At 38.4% G+C, this 21083-nt stretch carries 18 protein-coding genes, 1 pseudogene and 1 other annotated feature; of the genes and pseudogenes, 17 read left to right on the top strand and 2 right to left on the bottom strand.

Going from position 1 to position 21083, the window contains the following annotated elements:
• Positions 1 to 23 precede the first annotated feature (23 nt).
• Positions 24 to 2633 carry a pyruvate, phosphate dikinase gene (gene ppdK / locus HMPREF1654_RS02285; protein WP_003075693.1) on the bottom strand — a complete coding sequence of 870 codons (2610 nt, stop codon included), beginning with the start codon at positions 2631 to 2633 and terminating at the stop codon, positions 24 to 26.
• 180 nt (positions 2634 to 2813) lie between these two features.
• On the opposite strand from ppdK, the gene HMPREF1654_RS02290 reads away from it, so the two are divergent.
• From HMPREF1654_RS02290 to HMPREF1654_RS02350, 13 genes and pseudogenes are all read left to right on the top strand, one after another.
• Complete coding sequence (locus HMPREF1654_RS02290; protein WP_003075620.1) at positions 2814 to 3443, top strand: CBS domain-containing protein; 630 nt, start codon at positions 2814 to 2816, stop codon at positions 3441 to 3443.
• 12 nt (positions 3444 to 3455) lie between these two features.
• Complete coding sequence (locus tag HMPREF1654_RS02295) at positions 3456 to 4280, top strand: pyruvate, water dikinase regulatory protein (RefSeq protein WP_003075647.1); 825 nt, start codon at positions 3456 to 3458, stop codon at positions 4278 to 4280.
• Between the two features lie 35 nt (positions 4281 to 4315).
• Positions 4316 to 6238 (top strand): fructose-bisphosphatase class III, encoded by a 1923-nt coding sequence (locus HMPREF1654_RS02300; RefSeq protein ID WP_003075667.1) that lies wholly within the window; start codon positions 4316 to 4318, stop codon positions 6236 to 6238.
• 123 nt (positions 6239 to 6361) lie between these two features.
• Positions 6362 to 7504, top strand: a complete 1143-nt coding sequence (locus tag HMPREF1654_RS02305; protein ID WP_003075626.1) for a cysteine desulfurase family protein — start codon at positions 6362 to 6364, stop codon at positions 7502 to 7504.
• Between the two features lie 3 nt (positions 7505 to 7507).
• Positions 7508 to 8722, top strand: coding sequence for a tRNA uracil 4-sulfurtransferase ThiI (gene thiI / locus HMPREF1654_RS02310; RefSeq protein WP_003075689.1), 1215 nt, complete (start codon positions 7508 to 7510; stop codon positions 8720 to 8722).
• Between the two features lie 220 nt (positions 8723 to 8942).
• Complete coding sequence (locus tag HMPREF1654_RS02315; RefSeq protein WP_003075704.1) at positions 8943 to 10619, top strand: site-specific DNA-methyltransferase; 1677 nt, start codon at positions 8943 to 8945, stop codon at positions 10617 to 10619.
• Positions 10619 to 12883 carry a DEAD/DEAH box helicase gene (locus HMPREF1654_RS02320; protein ID WP_003075695.1) on the top strand — a complete coding sequence of 755 codons (2265 nt, stop codon included), beginning with the start codon at positions 10619 to 10621 and terminating at the stop codon, positions 12881 to 12883. Before HMPREF1654_RS02315 ends, HMPREF1654_RS02320 begins: the two co-directional genes overlap by 1 nt.
• Before the next feature lie 148 nt (positions 12884 to 13031).
• Positions 13032 to 13103 (top strand) — a sequence feature (ribosomal protein L21 leader region).
• A 34-nt stretch (positions 13104 to 13137) separates the two neighbouring features.
• Positions 13138 to 13452, top strand: a complete 315-nt coding sequence (gene rplU, locus HMPREF1654_RS02325) for a 50S ribosomal protein L21 (protein ID WP_003024987.1) — start codon at positions 13138 to 13140, stop codon at positions 13450 to 13452.
• A gap of 16 nt (positions 13453 to 13468) precedes the next feature.
• Complete coding sequence (locus HMPREF1654_RS02330; RefSeq protein ID WP_003072954.1) at positions 13469 to 13813, top strand: ribosomal-processing cysteine protease Prp; 345 nt, start codon at positions 13469 to 13471, stop codon at positions 13811 to 13813.
• 17 nt (positions 13814 to 13830) lie between these two features.
• On the top strand, positions 13831 to 14124 hold the full coding sequence (rpmA, locus tag HMPREF1654_RS02335; RefSeq protein WP_003032879.1) for a 50S ribosomal protein L27: 294 nt from the start codon (positions 13831 to 13833) through the stop codon (positions 14122 to 14124).
• A gap of 270 nt (positions 14125 to 14394) precedes the next feature.
• Positions 14395 to 14618: pseudogene (locus tag HMPREF1654_RS10170) on the top strand (rhodanese-like domain-containing protein).
• Positions 14619 to 14640: 22 nt separating this feature from the next.
• Entirely contained in the window at positions 14641 to 16296 is a 1656-nt protein-coding gene (locus HMPREF1654_RS02345; RefSeq protein WP_003077889.1) for an FAD-dependent oxidoreductase, read from the top strand.
• Positions 16286 to 16570, top strand: coding sequence for a rhodanese-like domain-containing protein (locus HMPREF1654_RS02350; protein WP_003077873.1), 285 nt, complete (start codon positions 16286 to 16288; stop codon positions 16568 to 16570). The genes HMPREF1654_RS02345 and HMPREF1654_RS02350 overlap by 11 nt, the downstream gene beginning before the upstream one ends.
• 135 nt (positions 16571 to 16705) lie before the next feature.
• Here HMPREF1654_RS02350 and HMPREF1654_RS02355 read toward each other — a convergent pair whose 3' ends face one another.
• Positions 16706 to 17194, bottom strand: a complete 489-nt coding sequence (locus tag HMPREF1654_RS02355) for a prolyl-tRNA synthetase associated domain-containing protein (protein WP_003077917.1) — start codon at positions 17192 to 17194, stop codon at positions 16706 to 16708.
• Between the two features lie 554 nt (positions 17195 to 17748).
• On the opposite strand from HMPREF1654_RS02355, the gene HMPREF1654_RS02360 reads away from it, so the two are divergent.
• The 4 genes from HMPREF1654_RS02360 to HMPREF1654_RS02375 all read left to right on the top strand — a co-directional run bounded on the left by HMPREF1654_RS02360 (position 17749) and on the right by HMPREF1654_RS02375 (position 20992).
• Positions 17749 to 18603 (top strand): GNAT family N-acetyltransferase, encoded by an 855-nt coding sequence (locus HMPREF1654_RS02360; RefSeq protein WP_003077923.1) that lies wholly within the window; start codon positions 17749 to 17751, stop codon positions 18601 to 18603.
• A 136-nt stretch (positions 18604 to 18739) separates the two neighbouring features.
• A complete protein-coding gene (locus HMPREF1654_RS02365; RefSeq protein ID WP_003077911.1) occupies positions 18740 to 19648 on the top strand; it encodes a LysR family transcriptional regulator in 909 nt (302 codons plus the stop codon).
• A complete protein-coding gene (lspA, locus tag HMPREF1654_RS02370; RefSeq protein ID WP_003077920.1) occupies positions 19645 to 20118 on the top strand; it encodes a signal peptidase II in 474 nt (157 codons plus the stop codon). Before HMPREF1654_RS02365 ends, lspA begins: the two co-directional genes overlap by 4 nt.
• Positions 20096 to 20992 (top strand): RluA family pseudouridine synthase, encoded by an 897-nt coding sequence (locus tag HMPREF1654_RS02375; protein ID WP_003077908.1) that lies wholly within the window; start codon positions 20096 to 20098, stop codon positions 20990 to 20992. Before lspA ends, HMPREF1654_RS02375 begins: the two co-directional genes overlap by 23 nt.
• Positions 20993 to 21083 lie beyond the last annotated feature (91 nt).

Genomic DNA, 21083 nt, shown 5'->3' on the forward strand with positions numbered 1-21083 from the left:
GCTGATGTAATTATAAAGAAGGACTAGGAAATAGTTGCTTGTGCAACGGCTAATCGTGCGGCAGGTACACGATAAGGCGAACAAGAAACATAAGTAATGCCAATATTTTGGAAGAATGGAATAGAAGCAGGATCTCCTCCAACTTCACCACAAACTCCAATTGGGAGATTTGGATTCACTTGATGGGCTTTCGAAATGGCTATTTTCAGGAGTTCTCCAACTCCAGTCTGGTCAATAGTTTGGAATGGATCAAATGACATAATTTCTTTGTCTTTGTAGTGCTGGATAAATTTTCCAATATCATCACGAGAAAAACCATAGGTCATTTGCGTCAAGTCATTGGTACCAAAGCTAAAGAAGTCTGCTTCCTTGGCTAGCTGATCCGCTATGAAACAAGCACGTGGTAATTCAATCATTGTACCAATTTCATAAGGAAATGGCTGCATATGATGTTTCTTGAAAATACTATCAATATGTTGGCAAAGAAAGGCTTTAATTAAAAGCAACTCTGACTTTTCTGCGATTAAAGGAATCATGATTTCTGGTTTAATAACCATGCCTTCTTTTACTAACCGAATGGCACTATTGAAAATAGCCTCTACTTGCATTTTATAAATTTCAGGTTGTGTAATTCCCAAACGACAGCCACGATGTCCTAACATTGGATTTGTTTCTTGCAGAGAGGAAATTTTCTGTGTTAATGTCTCAGCAGAAATTTGTAGTTTTTCAGCTAATTGCTCAATTTCCGATTTATTCTTTGGTAGAAATTCATGCATAGGAGGATCTAACAAACGGACAATCATAGCTTTATTCTGGATTGTTTGAAACATTTGATAGAAATCCTCTTCTTGGAAAGCCAAGAGTTTCTTTAAAGCGGAGTTTGTTTCTGCTTCGTCGTTTGATAAAATCAATCTGCGCATTTCTAAAATTCGTTTTTCACCAAAGAACATGTGCTCTGTGCGAGCAAGACCAATTCCTTTGGCACCAAATTGTATAGCTGTTTTTAAATCTTGAATCGTTTCTGCATTTGCTCGAACGCTCAGTTGAGCAATTTCGTCTGCCCAGGAAAGAAACAACTGTAATTCGTCATTGTTGTCAATCATAGTAGTTGAAATACTGTCCGTGTAGAGTTTTCCGGAAGTACCATCTACAGAAATGATATCCCCTTCTTTTAGGATTGTATTGGCGCATACAATTGTTTTATCGTATTCATTGATAGATAATTCACCACATCCTACGACACAACAAGTCCCCATACCACGAGCTACAACGGCAGCATGAGAAGTCATTCCGCCGTGACTAGTCACAATTGCTTGACTGACCACCATTCCTTCAATATCCTCGGGAGAAGTTTCTTGGCGAACCAAAATAACCTTTTTCCCTAGTGTATGAAGTTCTTTAGCCCGCTCGGCGGTAAAGACAATTTCTCCTGTTGCTGCGCCAGGACTAGCAGGAAGTCCTTGAGTCAAACAATGAGCTGATTTCAAAGCAGATTCTTCAAAAACAGGGTGGATTAGTTGGTTAATAGCAGAAGGACTGACTCGTAGGAGAGCTTCTTCTTTTGAAATCATTTTTTCATCGACTAAATCCAAAGCGATTTTTAAGCTTGCTTTAGCAGTACGCTTCCCATTTCGAGTCTGCAGGATGTACAGTTTCTCTTTTTCAATGGTAAATTCAATATCTTGCATATCTTTGTAATGTTGTTCAAGAACCTTGGCATAATTACAAAAGTTATCATAGGCTTGTGGTAGTATTCGCTTAAGAGCATCAATGGGTTCTGGGGTACGAATACCAGCAACGACATCTTCTCCTTGAGCATTAATCAGAAATTCACCAAATAAGTGATGCTCACCAGTGGCAGGATTTCTTGTGAAAACGACACCCGTTCCACTGTTCTGGTCGCTGTTTCCAAAAACCATACTCTGCACGTTGACTGCAGTACCTAAATCGTGTGGAATGTGGTTTAGTTCACGGTAAACTTTAGCACGTGGATTATTCCATGATTTAAACACAGCTTTAATAGCAGCATAGAGCTGTTCTTTAGGATTTTGTGGAAAATTTTGATAGTGTTCTTGATAGACTTCTTTATATTGTTGAATCAGTGTTTGATGCTCTTCTTTTGAGAAGTTGTTGACTGTTTTATTCAATTGTTTTTCGGTCTTTGCTAAGCAGCGGTCAAATTCTTCTTTTGGAATACCATAGACGACATCTGCAAACATCTGCAATAAACGTCTATAACAATTGTAAGCGAAATTGGCATTTGTTGTGTCTGCTAAAGTCTGAACACGCAAGTCATTTAGACCAAGATTGAGAATCGTATCCATCATACCAGGCATAGAAATTTTTGCACCGCTACGAACAGAGACCAGTAGAAGTGAAGATTCATTTCCCATAAAAAATTTATTAGTTTGGGATTCCAAAGTAGTAATCGCTTTCAAAATTTCCTTTTTTAAAATAGATTCAAAAAAGGAAGGAGTTTCTAAATAGCGTAGACAACTTTGAGTTGTAATGGTAAAGCCTTCTGGCACAGGGAGTCCTAAATGAGTCATTTCTGCCAAATTAGCCCCTTTACCACCAAGCAATGCTTTGTCGCCAGCGCGTCCTTCGTTAAAGGAATAAATCCATTTATCCATTTTTGCCTCCAATTTGTTAAATATGCGTCATAATAAACAACAAATATATTGTAATATACAGCATATATATTTGTCAATAGAAAACAATAGATAAAAAACATTGACATTTTGGATTTATTTGTTATAATATGACACATAATGTTGATTATTAAAGCTTAGAGTTTTGAAAAGGAGTAACAATTGAAATTATCGCAGCGACAAAAAGAGATTGTAGAAATTGTAAAAAAGAATCAACCAGTTAGCGGAGAAAAAATATCAGAGCTGTTAGATGTATCTAGGGCAACTTTGCGGTCTGATTTATCTTTTTTAACTTTAGTAGGAATTTTAAAAGCAACCCCGAAAGTTGGCTATACGTATTCTGGTTCCGATTTGGAAACGCTCTTTTTCTTTGATACGTTTCAGAAGAAAATAGAGGATGTAATGACCTCTCCTGTATTGGTTTCACACGATTCGTTTATTCAAGATGCCATCATTACATTATTTATGTATGATGCGGATGTTCTTTATGTGATAGATGAAGAAAAGAAATTACTAGGTATTTTATCGCGAAAAGATTTATTAAGAGCTGCACTAAATGCTAATATAAGCGTGACACCAGTAGCCGTTTGTATGACGAGAATGCCACATATTAAAACCTGTCATAAGGATTTGAATATTCTTGAAGCTGCAGCACTTTTACAGGATTTCGCCATTGATTCACTACCTGTTGTGGATGACCGAAATGAAGGACACATAATTGGAACAATTACCAAGTCGACTTTATTGAACTTTATTATTCAAGAAGCAAGAAATGCAGAAGTAAACCGATAAAAAGGAGTTTTCATGAAAAAAGAGATTACTATTTACACTATTTCTGATTCTTTGGGAGGAACGTCCCAAAAGTTAGTATCAGCCGTCATGGCTCAATACCCGGATTTGGTTTTCAATAATAGTTATCGATTCCCATTTATTAATAAGGAATCTGAATTGTTAGATATTTTGCAGGATGCTATCAAAGATGATGCAATTGTAATCAGTACCTTGGTAGATAGTCATTTAGCAGCCACTGCGAGGGAATTTAGCAGAGTCAATCAGTTGTCTTACCTAGATTTGATGAATCCATTCTTTGAGGTTATCAAGGAAAAAACAGGCACTCAACCGATTGAGGTTCCTGGAGTTCTCCACCGTTTGGATAAGGAGTATTTCAATAAAATATCTGCTATTGAATTTGCTGTTAAATATGATGATGGTAAGAATCCACAAGGATTTTTGGAGTCAGACCTTGTGATTCTAGGGGTTTCTCGAACGTCTAAGACACCGCTTAGTATTTATTTGGCGAATAAAGGTTACAAAGTATCAAATCTTCCTTTGATTCCTGAAGTTCCGCTGCCACAAATTTTAGATAAGGTAGATAAAAGAAGGATGATTGGACTAGTTTGCGATCCAGATAAATTATCCAAAATAAGAAGCAATCGTTTGGATGCTCTTGGTTTGACACAAGCTACAAGCTATACAGATGTAGAAAAAATTTATGAAGAATTGGACTACTCTAAGAAGGTTTTCCAAAAATATCAGAGCTACATTATCAATATTACTGATAAATCCATTGAAGAGACAGCGTGTATTATTGAAGAACATTTGAAGTCTCTGGCTTCAACGAAGGATTAAAGAGTTGATGTGGTGTATGTAAACGAGGTGAATGAATGGAGCAATACAAACGAATATTATTAAAAGAGTTTGATTCCAAGCAAAAAGTCATCACAGAGTTAATCAATCTGGAAGCTATTTTGAATTTACCCAAAGGAACAGAACTTTACCTTAGCGATATTCATGGTGAGTTTGAAGCTTTTGATTATATCCTAAGAACCTGTGCAGGAAATTTGAACGAAAAAATCAACGACTGCTTTGGAGAAGAGTTAGGAAAAGCGGAAAAAGATAAGCTGACCTTGCTGATTGCATATCCTCAGGAAGTTTTGAATGATGACTCCCTTTATCCGTTGAAAGATAAAAACTGGTATGGAAGAATCATTCAAAATTTATTTACTTTGCTCGCGTTTGTAGCAGCCAAGTACACGCGCTCTAAAGTAAGGAAAGCTTTGCCACCACAATATACTTACATTATGGAGGAATTGCTTTACACGGATCGAAATCTGCCAGATAACAATATTTATTTTGAAACAATTCAGAACTATTTGATAGACTTGGGTGAGGCAAATGCATTTATCTTGGCTCTCTCAAAGGTAATTCGGCAGTTGATTATTGATCATCTTCATATAGTTGGTGATATTTTTGACCGTGGAGCGGCAGCGGATAAAGTGATGAATGAACTCATGGCTTATCATTCTGTTGATATCCAATGGGGAAACCACGACATCATCTGGATGGGAGCTTTTTTTGGATCTAAAGAATGTTTGCTTACTCTTTTGCGAATAGCTGCTAGATATGGGTATCTTTACGATATTGAACGAGCTTATGGTCTTAATCTAAGACCGCTCGTTCTCTTTGCAGAAAAGACTTATTCTGAAAATGCAAAGTTTAAACCTAACTTAGGCAAAAGAAGCGATAGTTATGCTCCGAAAGAAATTCTCCAGTTGGAAAAAGTCCACCAAGCATTAGCGATCATCCAGTTTAAATTGGAAAGCCAGCTTATTCAAAGGCGACCAGAGTTTGATATGGCTCAAAATGTGACGCTTGATAAGATTGATTATTGGGAAGAGAGTATTTTAGTTGGAGGAAAGAAGCATTTCTTAGCTAATACTTGTTTTCAAACGATTAATCCTCAAAAGCCAGAGGAATTAACGGATGAGGAAGAAGAAGTGGTTGCTACTTTGCTGGATTCTTTCCAACATTCTCTTCAACTCAAGGGTCACATTTCTTTTTTGATGAAAAAGGGTTCTATGTATAAGATTTATAATAATCATCTTCTCTTTCATGGTTGCATTCCTTTGGGAGAATCCGGAGACTTTGAACCTTTGCAGATCAATGAAATTCGCTATACTGGTAAAGAATTACTCGACTTTTTTGAATACCACATCCGAGAAAGTTCTAAAAATCCAGACATCCAAGATGACTTTTCAACCGACCTTATCTGGTATTGTTGGAACGGCAAATTATCTCCTTTGTTTGGCAAGGACAAGATGACCACCTTGGAGCGTTACTTTATCGAGGATAAGGAAACGCATATTGAAAAGGAAAATCCTTATTTTTCTTATCGAAATTCTGCTAAGATTTGCAAGTTGATTTTAGAAGAATTCGGTCTCTTTTCTGAAGATTCTAGGATTGTAAATGGGCATACACCTGTGAAAACGCTGAAGGGAGAATCACCGATTCGAGGTGAAGGAATGCTGTTCGTTATTGATGGTGGTTTGTGCGAAGCCTATCAAAAGAAAACAGGAACTGCTGGCTATTCCTTGCTTAATAATTCTTATGGTTTCCAGATTGTGACACATCAACCTTTTCAAAATGTCCAAAAAATGATTGAGGAAGCTTTAGATTTATCTTCCTTGAAGAGAGTAATTGAGCACGTTCGCGAGCGAACCTTGATAAAATCAACGACAATCGGACAAAGCCTCATTGAACAACAACAGGAATTATCTGTTCTTTTACATGAATTTTATGACTACTAAGAAAATAATATAATTGTTATCTCTCTAAGTTTTCCGCTTAGAGAGCTTTTATTTACGACTTTCTCTGTTGTTCCTATTTCTTTTTCGTGTTACAATAAGGGTATTGAAATATAGAGGTTTAAGATGATTTATTTAGATAATTCGGCAACTACAAAGCTTTACCCAGAGGCTTTGGCTACTTATACGGAAGTTGCTTCAAAAATCTGGGGGAACCCTTCCAGCCTCCATAGTTTGGGTAGTCAAGCGACGCGCTTGTTAGATGCATCACGCAAGCAGATTGCAGGTCTTTTAGGTAAATCTTCTCAGGAGATTTTTTTTACGTCTGGAGGGACAGAAGGAGATAATTGGGTTATCAAGGGTGTGGCTTTTGAAAAAGCACGCTATGGCAAGCATGTCATTGTATCTGATATTGAGCATCCAGCAGTGAAAGAATCTGCACTCTGGCTGAAAAAGCAAGGCTTTGAAGTAGACTTTGCACCTGTTGATAACAAAGGTTTTGTAGAGGTTGAAAAATTAGCAAAACTAATCAGACCGGATACGACCTTAGTTTCTGTGATGGCTATCAATAATGAAATTGGTTCTATTCAGCCGATTAAAGCTATTTCAAAGCTTTTAGCAGACAGGCCAACAGTTTCTTTTCATGTGGATGCGGTTCAAGCCATAGCCAAGATTCCAACGGAAAATTATTTAACTGATCGCGTGGACTTTGCGACGTTTTCTAGTCATAAATTTCATGGTTTACGTGGTGTTGGATTTGTCTATATCAAATCTGGCAAGAAAATTTGTCCGCTGTTGAATGGTGGTGGTCAAGAATCAGATAAGCGTTCTACGACTGAAAATTTGGCGGGTATTGCAGCAACTGCAAAAGCCTTGCGCTTGTCTATGGAAAATTTGGAAACGTTCACCACACGAACCTCCAAGATGAAAGAGATTATTTTAGAAGAGCTAGCTAAATACCCTGATGTAACAATTTTTTCAGGAACAGAAAATTTTGCGCCGCATATTCTAACTATTGGTATCAAGGGGGTACGAGGAGAAGTAGTGGTCCATGCTTTTGAAGAGTATGACATTTATATCTCTACTACGAGTGCTTGTTCCTCTAAAGCGGGCAAACCAGCTGGAACTTTGATAGCCATGGGTGTTGAAAAATCCCTAGCTCAGACGGCTATTCGTATCAGTCTGGATGCAGAGAATGATATGAGTCAGATGGAGCAATTTCTAACAACGTTCAAAATCATTTATGAAAAAACTAGAAAAGTAAGGTAAACAATGGAATATTCAGAAATTATGGTTCGCTATGGCGAGCTTTCAACTAAAGGAAAAAATCGAATGCGCTTCATTAACAAATTGAAACGCAATATGCAAGCAGTCCTGTCTATTTATCCAGAGATTCATGTGAAAGCAGATCGAGATCGCGCACATGTCTATCTTCATGGAATGGCTTATCAACCAGTCGCAGAATCCCTCAAACAAATTTTTGGGATTCAAAATTTTTCTCCGTCTTATAAAGTTGAGAAGTCAGTTCCTGCTTTGGTTGAAGCGGTACAGACAATTATGAAAGAAATTTATAAAGAGGGAATGACGTTTAAGATTGCCAGTAAACGTAGCGACCACAATTTTGAATTGGATAGTCGTGAGCTAAATCAAACTCTTGGAAATGCCGTGTTTGATGCCATCCCACATGTTCAAGTCAAGATGAAAGCGCCAGATATTACTCTACAAGTGGAAATACGTGAGGAAGCAGCTTATTTGTCTTATGAAACAATCCGTGGAGCAGGCGGGCTTCCTGTCGGGACATCTGGAAAAGGTATGCTGATGTTGTCGGGCGGGATTGATTCACCGGTTGCGGGCTATCTAGCACTCAAACGTGGAGTGGATATTGAAGCGGTTCACTTTGCGAGCCCGCCTTATACAAGTCCAGGTGCTCTCAAAAAAGCGCAGGATTTGACACGTAAATTAACTAAATTTGGTGGAAATATTCAATTTATTGAAGTACCATTTACGGAAATTCAAGAAGAAATCAAAGCGAAAGCACCAGAAGCTTATCTTATGACCTTAACTCGTCGTTTTATGATGCGGATCACGGATCGCATTCGTGAAGAACGCGGTGGGCTTGTTATCATCAACGGAGAAAGTCTTGGTCAAGTTGCCAGCCAAACGCTAGAGAGTATGCAAGCAATCAATGCTGTGACAAACACTCCGATTATTCGTCCAGTTGTAACTATGGATAAGTTAGAAATTATTGATATTGCTGAAAAAATTGATACTTTTGAAGTCTCTATCCAGCCTTTTGAGGATTGTTGTACCATCTTTGCGCCAGACAGGCCTAAAACCAATCCGAAAATCAAAAATGCCGAGCAGTACGAGGCTCGCCTAGATGTTGAAGGTTTGGTAGAACGCGCCGTTGCTGGTATCATCATTACTGAAATCACACCAGAAGTAGAAACAGACGAAGTGGATGAGATGATTGAAGGATTGTTGTAGATTTATATTGAATTTTATAATTATAATGCGTAAATAAAGTGTATAGTTGTATAAAAAATAAATAAAATTAATAAAAGGTATTGACAAGACTTAGAAAGGATTTTATTATGAGCAGAGCAGAGCAGAGCAGAGCAGAGCAGAGCAGAGCAGAGGTAATTAGTAACCTTTTTTCAGTATACCCAAAAACACTTTCAATCCTTGAGATTGGAGGTGTTTTCTAATGCCTGCTACATTTAACGAACGCCCTCACCAAAATGAAAAAGCTGAGGCACTTGCTTACGTTAGACGACTAATGGAGCAGGCAAGAAAAGAATCTAACCATGAAGATCTTCCCAAACTAGAGAAATTACTAGAGTTGATTGATTCCAAGCGCTATGGTCTGGTCTGGGAGGAACATGCTGAACTGGTCGAGGAAGAGATGAAAACAAAGATACCTGTTTTCGTCGAAGACGAGACCAGAAAAATTCGGGGTAATCCTAAGTCCGAGGACTATAATTTCCTGCTTGAAGGTGATAATCTCCATAGCCTCCACCTCCTTCAAAAAACGCATGTAGGTAAGATTGATGTGATTTATATCGATCCACCTTATAATACGGGGAATAAAGACTTTATCTACAATGATAAGATTGTGGATAAGACGGACGGTTACTCTCACAGCAAATGGCTGTCCTTTATGAGTAAAAGATTGGAACTTGCAAAGGAATTATTGAGTGAAACGGGGGTTATCTTCATTTCTATCGATGATAATGAACAAGCACAGTTGAAGTTATTGTGTGATGAGATTTTTGGGGAGGATAATTTTATTGGAACGTTTATTGTAAATACAACTCCAAATGGTAGGGATTATGGAGCAATGGCTAAACAACATGAGTACTCTTTGATGTATTCAAAAAAAATTAGTAAAGTACACTTTAATAAAATAAAGGACGAGGAAAAGAAATTTAAATATAAGGATAATATAGGAGAGTTTAATATTCATCCTCTTTATAATAGCAATGTTGCTTTTACTCCTGCTAATCGACCTAATTTGCACTATCCTTTTTATGTACAACCGAATACTAAAGATGAGAATGGTTTTTATAAAATTGCATTAGTTAAATCTGAAGGAAGTATTGAAATATACCCTCCTAAATCGATGAAAGGAGATGCTCAATTTGTTTGGAGATGGGGGAAAGTTAAATCTGAAGCTAATATTAATGTTGAGATAGTTGGTTATAAAGTCAATGGAGAATTTAGAATAGTTCAAAAAATGAGAGGAGACAGTAAAATAATACGAAGTCTTCTTATTGATAAGAAATATAGTACTAGAACTGGAACTTCCGAATTAGAAAAGATATTAGGTTATAAAAGCTTTGTTTATCCGAAAACTGTAAACTTACTCAAGATATTTTTACAAGCTTCAACGTATTCAAACTCAATAGTCCTCGACTTTTTCGCTGGATCAGGTACTACTGGTCATGCGGTGGCTCAGCTTAATAAAGAAGATGGGGGCAATCGGAAGTACATCCTTTGTACCAATAATGAAAACAAGATTTGTGAAGAGGTGACCTACAAACGTTTGTCAAACATCCAAGAAGAGCTTCCTCATAATCTTAAATATTTCAAGACACGATTCATTGAAAAAGAAGATGAGGAATTGGAATATTCCCTTCTCAACAATGTTAAGACACTGATAGAGTTGGAGCATGCCATTGACCTGAGTGAAAGCGATAAGGCTGTGGCCTTTAGTTTGTCAGCAATCAGAGAACTGGACTTAACGGAAATCAAAACAGTCTATGTTCGCCAGCATTCTCACGCCCTGATGGATAAAGAAGACCTAGTAAGGTATGAAGGCATTGAACTGATTGATGTTCCAGAATATTATTTTTCCAAAGAAATGAGGGAGGCAGGACTCTAATGAAATTATTTCCTTTTCAAGAGCAGGCGGTACAAACCCTGCTAGATAAATTTTTCTATTCTTCAAAACAAACAACGGTCTTTTATGCACCGACGGGAGCAGGAAAAACGATTATGCTCATCAATCTCATGGATAGGATTATCGAAAATAATCCCAATCCTTATGACTATGTCTTTGTTTGGCTAACACCTGGAAATGGTGAGCTTGAGGAGCAGTCCTGGAATAAATCGAAAGATTATGGAAAATTCGTCAAATCCATTACCCTAGATGATGCGTTGACGGGAGGTTTTCAAGCTAATACAGCAACTTTCCTGAACTGGGAGCGCGTGAAAAATGACAAGGCGATTGCTCTTCGTGAGGGTGAAACCAAAAATCTTGACGATATTATCAAAGATGCCAGAAATAAAGGCCTGCACTTTGTGGTGATTATAGATGAAGAACATCGCGACCAGACAGAAAAAGCGCAACGGATCATCGATAAATTTGATGCAGATAAAATTATCCGAGCATCAGCGACACCTAAGTCGTCATCGCCAGATTATGACAATGTTCAAGTCAATGACGAAGATGTGATTGCACAGGGTCTCATTGCCCGTAATGTTGAGCTTAACCCAGACGGTGTTGATGGGGATGTCGTGGATAATATGGTTCAGTATTTTTTGGATTTTTCAGATGATAAGCGCCGTCAAATCAAGGCTGAGTATGAAAAATTAGGTCTGACAATCAATCCCTTAGTGCTTATCCAATTTCCGGATGAGAAAAAAGCAAATAAGGAAGAGCGCAGAAGTCTTATCAAGCAAGTCAGAGACTACCTCCGTGAAATTGGCCAAGACGATAGTCAAGTGGCAACTTGGCTGGCAAACGAGAAAATCAATGTCGCTGATATTGAAAAATTAGACAGTCCTGTTAATTATCTGTTGATGAAACAGGCAGTCTCCACTGGTTGGGATGCACCTCGAGCGAAAATTTTAGTTAAACTGCGCCTGAATACGGAGCCAAACTTCACCTTGCAAACCATTGGTCGTATCCGCCGTATGCCCCAGCAAAAGCATTATGACAATCCTTTGCTGGATAATGCTTTTATCTACTCGAATGACCAAAAATACATTGCCGATGTCTTGAAAAAAGGCGAAGGCACTTATATTGCAACCTATGAGCTAAAAGAAGGAGTACCAGATTTTCAACTGAAGTCAGTGAAACCCAATAGTTATGCAGGTCTGACCAATAGCGAAATCATACAAGCGCTTAGAAGCCAGTTCAAAAAAGAATATAGCCTTATTGAACAAAATGGTAAACAAAATCAAGAAAAACTAGAAAATTATGGCTTCCGATTTGGCAGAATGATTTACCAACGATTGGCGACATCAGATAAATTGGAACGAGATATTGTGACAGAACGGCACCAAACGTATGAGATAAGCATGCCCGTCAATCTTCGGGAAAATCGTTTAGATTTGCTGAACGCTGAGCAAGCTATACAAAAATCTCTCTATCGTGACACACCTAAAGATGTAGATGATATTCTGTCGGAGCTATTTTCCAATCGCAGTGAAGAAACTAACAAACGATTTTTAAGTCTAAAACGTTCGGATTTTATGGCTTTTGTGATTAATAATTACAGGCTTCTTCGTGATCTTGCAAAACGTGCAGATGCCAGAGGTTTATTTGACAAGCAATTATCCTTAGAATACGGCATTAGTCATGATGAACTCGATCTTGTAGCTTTTGAATTACCTAAATATGAGATGTATCAGGCTTTAAAAAAAGAATCAGGAGAAGTCTTCTCCAAAAATGTTTACAAAGGGTATGGTAAAAATAATTGGGTGACAACTTCAAAACCGGAAAAAGCTTTTGAAGAATGGCTTGAAAGTAATGATCAGGTCAAGTGGTGGTATCGTAGCAAGGACCGAGGAGATAAGTATTTTTCTGTTGCTTATGGACAGAAAAAAGAAGGGTTCTTTCCTGATTACATTTTCCTTGGGATAGATGGCAGGACTTACATTGTTGAAACCAAAGGTGGAAAAAATCAAAATATCGACCAGTACTCAGAAGCAAAATTTAAAGCTATCAGGGAATGGAGGGAGAATCTCAAAACAAATCCACATGGTGCCCGATTTGCTTTTGTACGCCCAATAATAAATAGCGCTACGGGGGATGTGAGCGGATTACTTTTTAACAATACTTCCTGGAAAGAGGATACTAGTGATAGAGAATACTGGAAACCAATAAATGAGTTCTTCAAAGATGATTTGTTTGATCTTTAATTTTTTACTTACCTAGTCTGTAGAATCTGGGAATTGCCTTTATTTGCTCAAAGTTATAATGTTTCTTAAAAATTCGTATAGTGTGCTTTGATAAAAAATACTTGCCAAGGGCTATCAGAAATGCTATACTTATAGAGTTGACTATGCACAGCCTGTGCAACCGCTCGAACATCGTCATAAGTGGTTCGTCCCACGATGCTAGGCGAGTCTTCACAAAATTAGGGGAAACCCGTAAAATTCATAGGAGGTGCATAATGAGCACATATGCAATCATTAAAACTGGCGGCAAACAAGTTAAAGTTGAAGTTGGTCAAGCAGTTTACGTTGAAAAATTGGACGTTGAAGCTGGTCAAGATGTAACATTTGACGAAGTTGTTCTTGTTGGTGGTGAGAACACTGTTGTCGGAACCCCACTTGTTTCTGGAGCTACTGTTGTTGGAACTGTTGAAAAACAAGGAAAGCAAAAGAAGGTTGTTACTTACAAGTACAAACCTAAAAAAGGTAGCCATCGTAAACAAGGTCACCGTCAACCATATACTAAGGTTGTCATCAATGCAATCAATGCTTAATTTTTAAGGAGAGCACATGATACAAGCAGTCTTTGAACGAGCCGAAGATGGTGAGCTGAGGAGTGCAGAAATTACTGGACACGCCGAAAGTGGCGAATACGGCTTTGATGTCGTGTGTGCATCGGTTTCTACGCTTGCCATAAATTTTATCAATTCGATTGAAAAATTCGCAGGCTATGAACCAATCTTAGAATTAAACGAAGAAGAAGGTGGATTTTTACGAGTAGAAATTCCTACAGATATTCCATCTCACCAAAGAGAAATGACTCAACTTTTCTTTGAATCATTCTTCTTAGGAGTGGCAAACTTATCGGAGAACTCAGCTGAGTTCGTCCAGACAAGAGTTATCACAGAAAACTAACACGGAGGAAAAACATTATGTTGAAAATGAATCTTGCTAATTTGCAACTTTTCGCCCACAAAAAAGGTGGAGGTTCTACGTCTAACGGACGTGATTCACAAGCAAAACGTCTTGGTGCTAAAGCAGCTGACGGTCAAACTGTTACAGGTGGCTCAATCCTTTACCGTCAACGCGGTACTCACATCTACCCAGGTGTAAACGTTGGTCGCGGTGGAGATGACACTTTGTTTGCAAAAGTTGAAGGCGTTGTACGCTTTGAACGCAAAGGTCGCGATAAAAAACAAGTTTCTGTTTATCCGATTGCGAAATAAAGATTTTAGATCCCTTACTTAGTGGTGGGGGATTTTCTTTTAAATAAAATGTTGTAAAAATCCAAAAATATTTCATTCAGTAGAAAGAAAAAGCTTCACAATTAACATAGAGCGCCTATTTTCTAAGGCTTCTTTTTTTATACAAAGATTGAAACACTATTCTTGACAAAAAAGTAGTTTATAGTTTACTATACCCTCGTAAGGGTATAACTAAAGTTTCTGTTGTTTCACTTATTTACAAGAGAATTAGATATAAAATAAAAAGAGAAGATGCAATTAGTAGATGTACGAATGCCCTTTGAAGATTGGAATGGTCATATAAAGAACGAAAAGAATGCTCTGCACAATAAAATCACGAGGTGTGTATAGAAAACAAATGAGACAATATATGTCATTTGTCACTCAAAGCGGCAGCAAAAAAGTTAAAGAAAAAAGGCTACGATGTTGTCAATGTTCAAGGCGGTATGAGTGCTTGGACTGGAAAAATTGTTTAAAAGCTATAAAGGAGGAAGTTGAATGAAAATTATCATTGTTGGTGGTGTTGCGGGTGGAATGTCTGCGGCGACGCGTCTAAGACGATTAATGGAAGAAGCTGAAATTATTATTTTTGAAAAGGGGCCATTCGTTTCCTTTGCGAACTGTGGTCTGCCTTACTATGTTTCTGGGGAAATTGCTGAGCGGAAAGATTTGTTAGTACAAACGCCTGAAAGTTTAAAGGCGCGGTTTCGTTTAGATGTGCGACCTTTTCATGAAGTGACGGCTATTTCACCAGATCAACATATGGTGACGGTTCGACATGACGGAAAGGAATTTACAGAGAGTTACGACAAGTTGATTTTATCTCCGGGGGCAAAGCCATTTATACCCCCGATTGAAGGTTTGGAAACAGCCGAAAATACCTATACTTTACGAAATGTTCCTGATCTAGATAAGATTATGTTGGCTTTGGAGAAACAACCAAAAGAAGCTGTGGTAATTGGTGCTGGATTCATTGGGCTTGAGATGGCAGAAAATCTTCGTAAGCGTGGTTTGAATGTGACGATTGTTGAGAAAGCACCGCATGTTTTGCCATCGCTTGATGAAGAAATGGCTGCTTTTGTTCAAACTGAATTGTTAAAAAACGGCATTCAAGTAGTTACTTCTCAGTCTGCTACGCGGTTTGAGAACAAGGGAAAGGTCATTGTGCTGGAGAATGGACAAAAAATTGTTTCTGATGTGACCATTTTATCTGTAGGGGTGCAACCAGAGAATGCTTTAGCACAGACAGCAGGTATTGAGCTGGGATTGCGTGGCGGTATCTTAGTCAATGAGCGTTATGAAACCAGTCAATCTGATATTTATGCGGTCGGCGATGCGATTGTTGTCAAGCAAGAGGTTACAGGAGAAGGTGCACTGATTTCATTGGCTTCGCCTGCCAATCGTCAAGGTCGCCAAGTCGCGGATGTGATTGCTGGAGTAGCTCGCAAGAATAAAGGCAGCATTGGTACAGCTATCGTTCGGGTATTTGACATGACGGCAGCTTCAACAGGGCTGAGCGAGCGCATTCTTCGTATGAATGGCCTGCCTTATCAAGTTATTCATGTCAGTGGTAAGGATCATGCTGGCTACTATCCGGGTGCAACTGATGTGATCTTGAAACTCCTCTTTGAGCCAACAAGTGGCAAAATTTATGGTGCACAAGGTGTTGGGAAAAAAGGCGTTGATAAGAGGATTGATATTTTGGCAACGGCCATCAAAGGTAATCTAACCATTTTTGATTTGCCAGAGTTGGAATTTACCTATGCGCCACCGTTTGGCTCTGCTAAAGATCCGATCAATATGCTGGGATATGCAGCCTTAAACTTGGTAGAAGGTTTGAGTGACAATATCCAGTGGTATGAATTGGAAGATGAACTAGCTGCTGGTAAGAAGTTCCTAGATGTGCGGACGGCCAGTGAGCTTCAGCAAGGTCGTTTGAAAGTGGATACGGTTCACATTCCTTTAAATGAATTGCGTGAGCGTTTAGGAGAATTAGATAAGTCGCAGGACTATATCGTGAGCTGTCATAGCGGACTTCGTAGCTATGTTGCTGAGCGCATTCTCAAACAAGCAGGATTTTCTGTTCAAAATCTAGACGGCGCCTTTGCCTTGTACAAAATGGTAAAACCAGAGGGAGTAGAATATGGAAGCTAGCATCAGCATGCCTGAATTTTATAAAAAATATCAGACAGAAAACTTATCCATTCTTAATGTGCGAGAAGGTTATGAGTTTCAAATGGGATACGTGCTGACGGCAAAAAATCTGCCATTAAGCACTTTTGAGACAGGCGACAAACAGGAGACATACTACGTCATCTGTCAATCTGGCACACGTTCTGCGGCTGCGTGTCAGTTTTTAAGTGCACAAGAATTTGATGTAACCAATGTAGCTGGGGGCATGAATTTCTGGCATGGCGAGGTGGAATAAGGAAAGAGAAAAGAAACTGAATAAAAACCTTCCAAAAATAGTAAAAAGCTTAAAATCAAGTTATCAAAAACGTTGATTTTAAGCTTTTTCTTGTTCATTGCTTCATTTTGACTAGAAATTGAGTTTTTGCCCAACCTATAACTCAATAATATGTGGCTCGTAACCAATAGCTTCTAGGAATTTGAGTAGGTTCGTTGTGTCTAAAAAGAGTGTTTTTTCATTGGTATTGGGGTGAAAACTCATTCGTTTTTCCGACATGATTTCTTTGTCAAAATAGACTTGAATATCTTTGTCTACATTGTTTAACAATCCAAAAGGAGAAACAACACCTGCTGGCAACATCATTTTTTCAAACAGACTATCAGATGATGCCATGCGGATTTTATTGGCTCCGACCAGTTCTTTAAACAAGTTCATGTCCAAGCGTTTTTTGTCGTCCATAATGAGTAAATAGTAGGCAGTTTTCTTTTTATTAGTAAGAAACATGGTTTTGGTGCGGACACCCTCGATGCCTTCGATGAAGCTGTCGGCTTGCTCGGTTGTAAGCGCTGGTTCGTGCTCTACGATTTCAAATGGAATGTTTAGCTTGTTTAGGGTTTCTTCCACTTTTTTGTATAAGTCCATTTTACTTGCCTCCTTTAGTCTTATTATACCATATCGAGATGCTCTTTTCTACCAACGTAGCTGTAAAACAAGTTCGCTCTTTCCCCGAAGCTGATACTTCTTTAAGAGTTTCTTTTATCTACTGAGTGTGTTCCATTGTCTAAAGAGAAACGATAGTTTAAATCGTATTTTATACCTTAAACAGATAAACCTCAGTAGACAACCAAGCTATTGAGATTGTTTTGTTTGATAAGGTTTTCCTCACCGCTCTTTTTGAACTTCAAGGTCATCCAAAGGATGGTTGAGACAGTCGGTGAGATATCAATTCAATTCTCTGTTCAACGCTGGAGCAAACGGCAGTTAATTAGGTGAATATGCATACAGTCGCGCTCTTTCTCTATCATTTTTTGAATGCAATGCCATTGTTCTTTGAACATTTTAGCCGTGTAATAAGTGTTGTATTTGCTATGTTCCTGTCCCTCTGTTTCATTTTTACATGCTATCTTGAATGGACTTCTTTATCAAAGTTTTCGCCTTGTCTTTATGGTATAATGAAAGAGTTAAGGAGAGAAAAGATGAATATTGTAAAAAGAACTAATGTGACAGAAAAAGAACGCCAACAACTGTTAGCAATTACGAGAGATTGTCATCAGCTAGATGGAAGCTATCGTACCCCCTATCTTGATACGACTTACAACATAGATAAAGATATGCCTGCTTTTTTCTTAGCGTACGAGGCAACTGAGTTGGTAGGTTATTTATCTGTCTATGCTGATGAACCGAAAACAGCGGACATTTCACTCTATGTGTTACCTGCCTATCGGCGCAAAGGAATTGCTCGTGCTTTGCTAAGCGAATTTGCAAATGTAGCGACACAATACAATTTATCCGAAGTTGACTATGTGACAGAAATAGCTTTTTTGACCAAACACCCGAACTTTTTGGAGCATTTTCAATTTCACATAACAGATGTTGAGTTGTGGATGGAGCAGCCACGCAGGCAATTTGCTTTAGAAAAGAGAGCGGGTTTAGAAGTTGTTTTGGCAGATTTGGGCTTAGTCGAAGAGATTGCAATTTTCCAAGCAGAAGCGTTTGGAAATCCTTTAGAAAGCAGTCGTACCTATGCGCGTGAAGCTATCTTAGATAATAACACTCTTTTGTTTGTATTGAAAAAAGAAGGGAAAATTGTTGCATCTTGCTCTGTTGATATGAGTATAGATTCTAATTATTTTTTTGCTTTAGCTGTTAAGAAAGAACTGCGTGGGCAAGGATTGGGTTCTTATTTCATGTTGGCAATAATGAATGACGTCTATGAACGGAATGATTTGAAATTCCAAATTGTAGTAGACAAGGAAAATACAGGTGCTTACAAACTTTACCAACGATTAGGGTTTCAAGTGATGACAGAAGTTGCCTATGTCAGCAAGTAAGAGGTGATAAAGATGTGTCAAGAATGTTATACTAGGGAAAATAGGAGAACGCCTTTATTGAATCCTTAGTGTATGACAGTTTAGTTATGCCTTGATTTATGGTATAATGATAAAACGCTTGAAAGAGGATAAAAGAATGAATATTCAACAACTGCGTTATGTTGTAGCGATTGCCAACAGTGGCACCTTTCGTGAAGCAGCTGAGAAAATGTACGTTAGTCAGCCGAGTTTGTCCATTGCAGTTCGAGATTTAGAAAAAGAGTTGGGCTTTAAAATATTTCATAGAACGAGCAGTGGCACATTTCTGACACGTCGAGGGATGGAATTTTACGAAAAAGCTCAGGAATTGGTAAAGGGATTTGATATCTTTCAAAATCACTATACCAATCTAGTGGAGGAGAAGGCAGAATTTTCTATCGCTAGCCAGCACTATGATTTCTTACCACCACTGATAACGGAGTTTGCTAGATGTTATCCGAAAGATAAAAACTTTCGGATCTTTGAGTCTACTACGGTACAGATTTTAGATGAAGTGGCTCAGGGGCATAGTGAGATTGGCATTATCTATCTGAACAATCAAAATACTAAAGGAATGATGCAACGGATCGATAAACTGGGACTAGAAGTGGTAGATTTGATTCCTTTTCAGACGCATATCTATCTACGAGCAGATCACCCTTTAGCTGGGAAAGAGGAGCTTACTATGGAAGATTTGGCAGATCTACCGACGGTTCGTTTTACGCAGGAAAAGGATGAATATCTCTATTATTCAGAGAATTTTGTTGATACTAGTGCCAGTTCTCAGATGTTTAATGTAACTGATCGTGCCACTTTGAATGGCATTTTAGAGCGGACAGATGCTTATGCAACAGGATCTGGATTTTTGGATAGTAATAGCGTAAACGGCATTACGGTGATTCGATTACAAGACAACTTGGAAAATCATATGGTTTATGTTAAACGAGAAGAAGTAGATCTTTCACCAGTCGGTGCAGCTTTTGTTGCTGTTATGGAAAAATATTTTGCAAAAAGAGGTAAAAAATGAAACGAAAAGTGATGGTGCCGATTGTGATTGTGGCCTTAATTGCTTTGGATCAATGGGTAAAATTTGAAATTGTCAAAAACATTCAATTAGGTGAAGTAAAGTCCTTTATTCCAAAAATTTTGAGTTTGACTTATTTGCGAAATACAGGTGCGGCATTTTCAATTTTAGAAAACCAGCAGTGGTTGTTTGCGGTGATTACTTTAGTGGTGATTGGTGCAGCTATTTGGTATTTGTGCAAGCATATCAAAGGCTCTTTCTGGCTGCTGTCTGGCTTGAGCTTGATTATTGCAGGAGGGATTGGGAATTTTATTGACCGTGTGCGTCAAGGCTTTGTCGTCGATATGTTTCAGCTGGATTTTATCAATTTTGCAATCTTTAATGTAGCGGATAGTTATCTGACGATTGGTGTGATGGTGTTAGTAGTGATGATGTTAAAGGAAGAAGACAATGCAAGTAAAGGTAGAAATTAGTGGTATAAGGTTGGACAAGGTGCTTGCTGATCTGACACCATTATCCCGCAGCCTTGCTAATGAACAAATCAAAAGTGGGCAAATCTTAGTCAATGGACAAGTGAAGAAAGCAAAGTATGCCGTTAAGACAGGTGATGTGATTACTTACGAATTGCCAGAGCCTGAAACTCTGGAATATGTTTCAGAAAATCTACCTCTAGATATTGTTTACCAAGACGAAGATGTTGCAGTCGTAAATAAGGCTCAAGGGATGGTGGTACATCCAAGCGCTGGACATACGAGCGGTACGTTGGTCAATGCCCTCATGTACCATATCAAGGATTTATCTGGCATCAATGGTGTTTTACGGCCTGGAATAGTCCATCGGATTGATAAGGATACATCAGGCTTACTTATGATTGCTAAGAACGATGATGCCCATATCAAGCTGGCTGATGAATTAAAAGCTAAAAAATCTCTACGGAAGTATTGGGCTATTGTGCATGGCAATTTGCCAAATGATAGAGGTGTTATTGAAGCACCGATTGGGAGAAGTGAAAAAGATCGCAAGAAGCAAGCTGTTACAGCTAAAGGTAAACCAGCAATCACTCGTTTTCACGTTTTAGAGCGCTTTGGGAATTATACTTTAGTAGAATTGCAATTAGAAACAGGTCGTACCCACCAAATCCGTGTGCACATGGCTTATATTGGTCATCCGGTAGCAGGGGATGGCGTGTATGGACCACGAAAAACCTTGAAGGGGAATGGGCAATTTTTGCATGCCAGAACGCTTGGATTTACTCATCCTAAGACGGGAAAAATCATGGAATTTACAGCAGAAGTGCCGATCGTTTTCCAAGAAACGCTAGAACAATTGCGAAAAGGAAAGAAGTGAAACATAAAGGAATCGTATTTCATTTCTTTTTATTTTGCTTAAAATTTTGGTGTAATAACGCAGTATGTCAGGCTTGGTAGAGAATAGAAAT

Source organism: Streptococcus intermedius SK54 = ATCC 27335 (assembly GCF_000413475.1).
Lineage (GTDB): Bacteria > Bacillota > Bacilli > Lactobacillales > Streptococcaceae > Streptococcus > Streptococcus intermedius.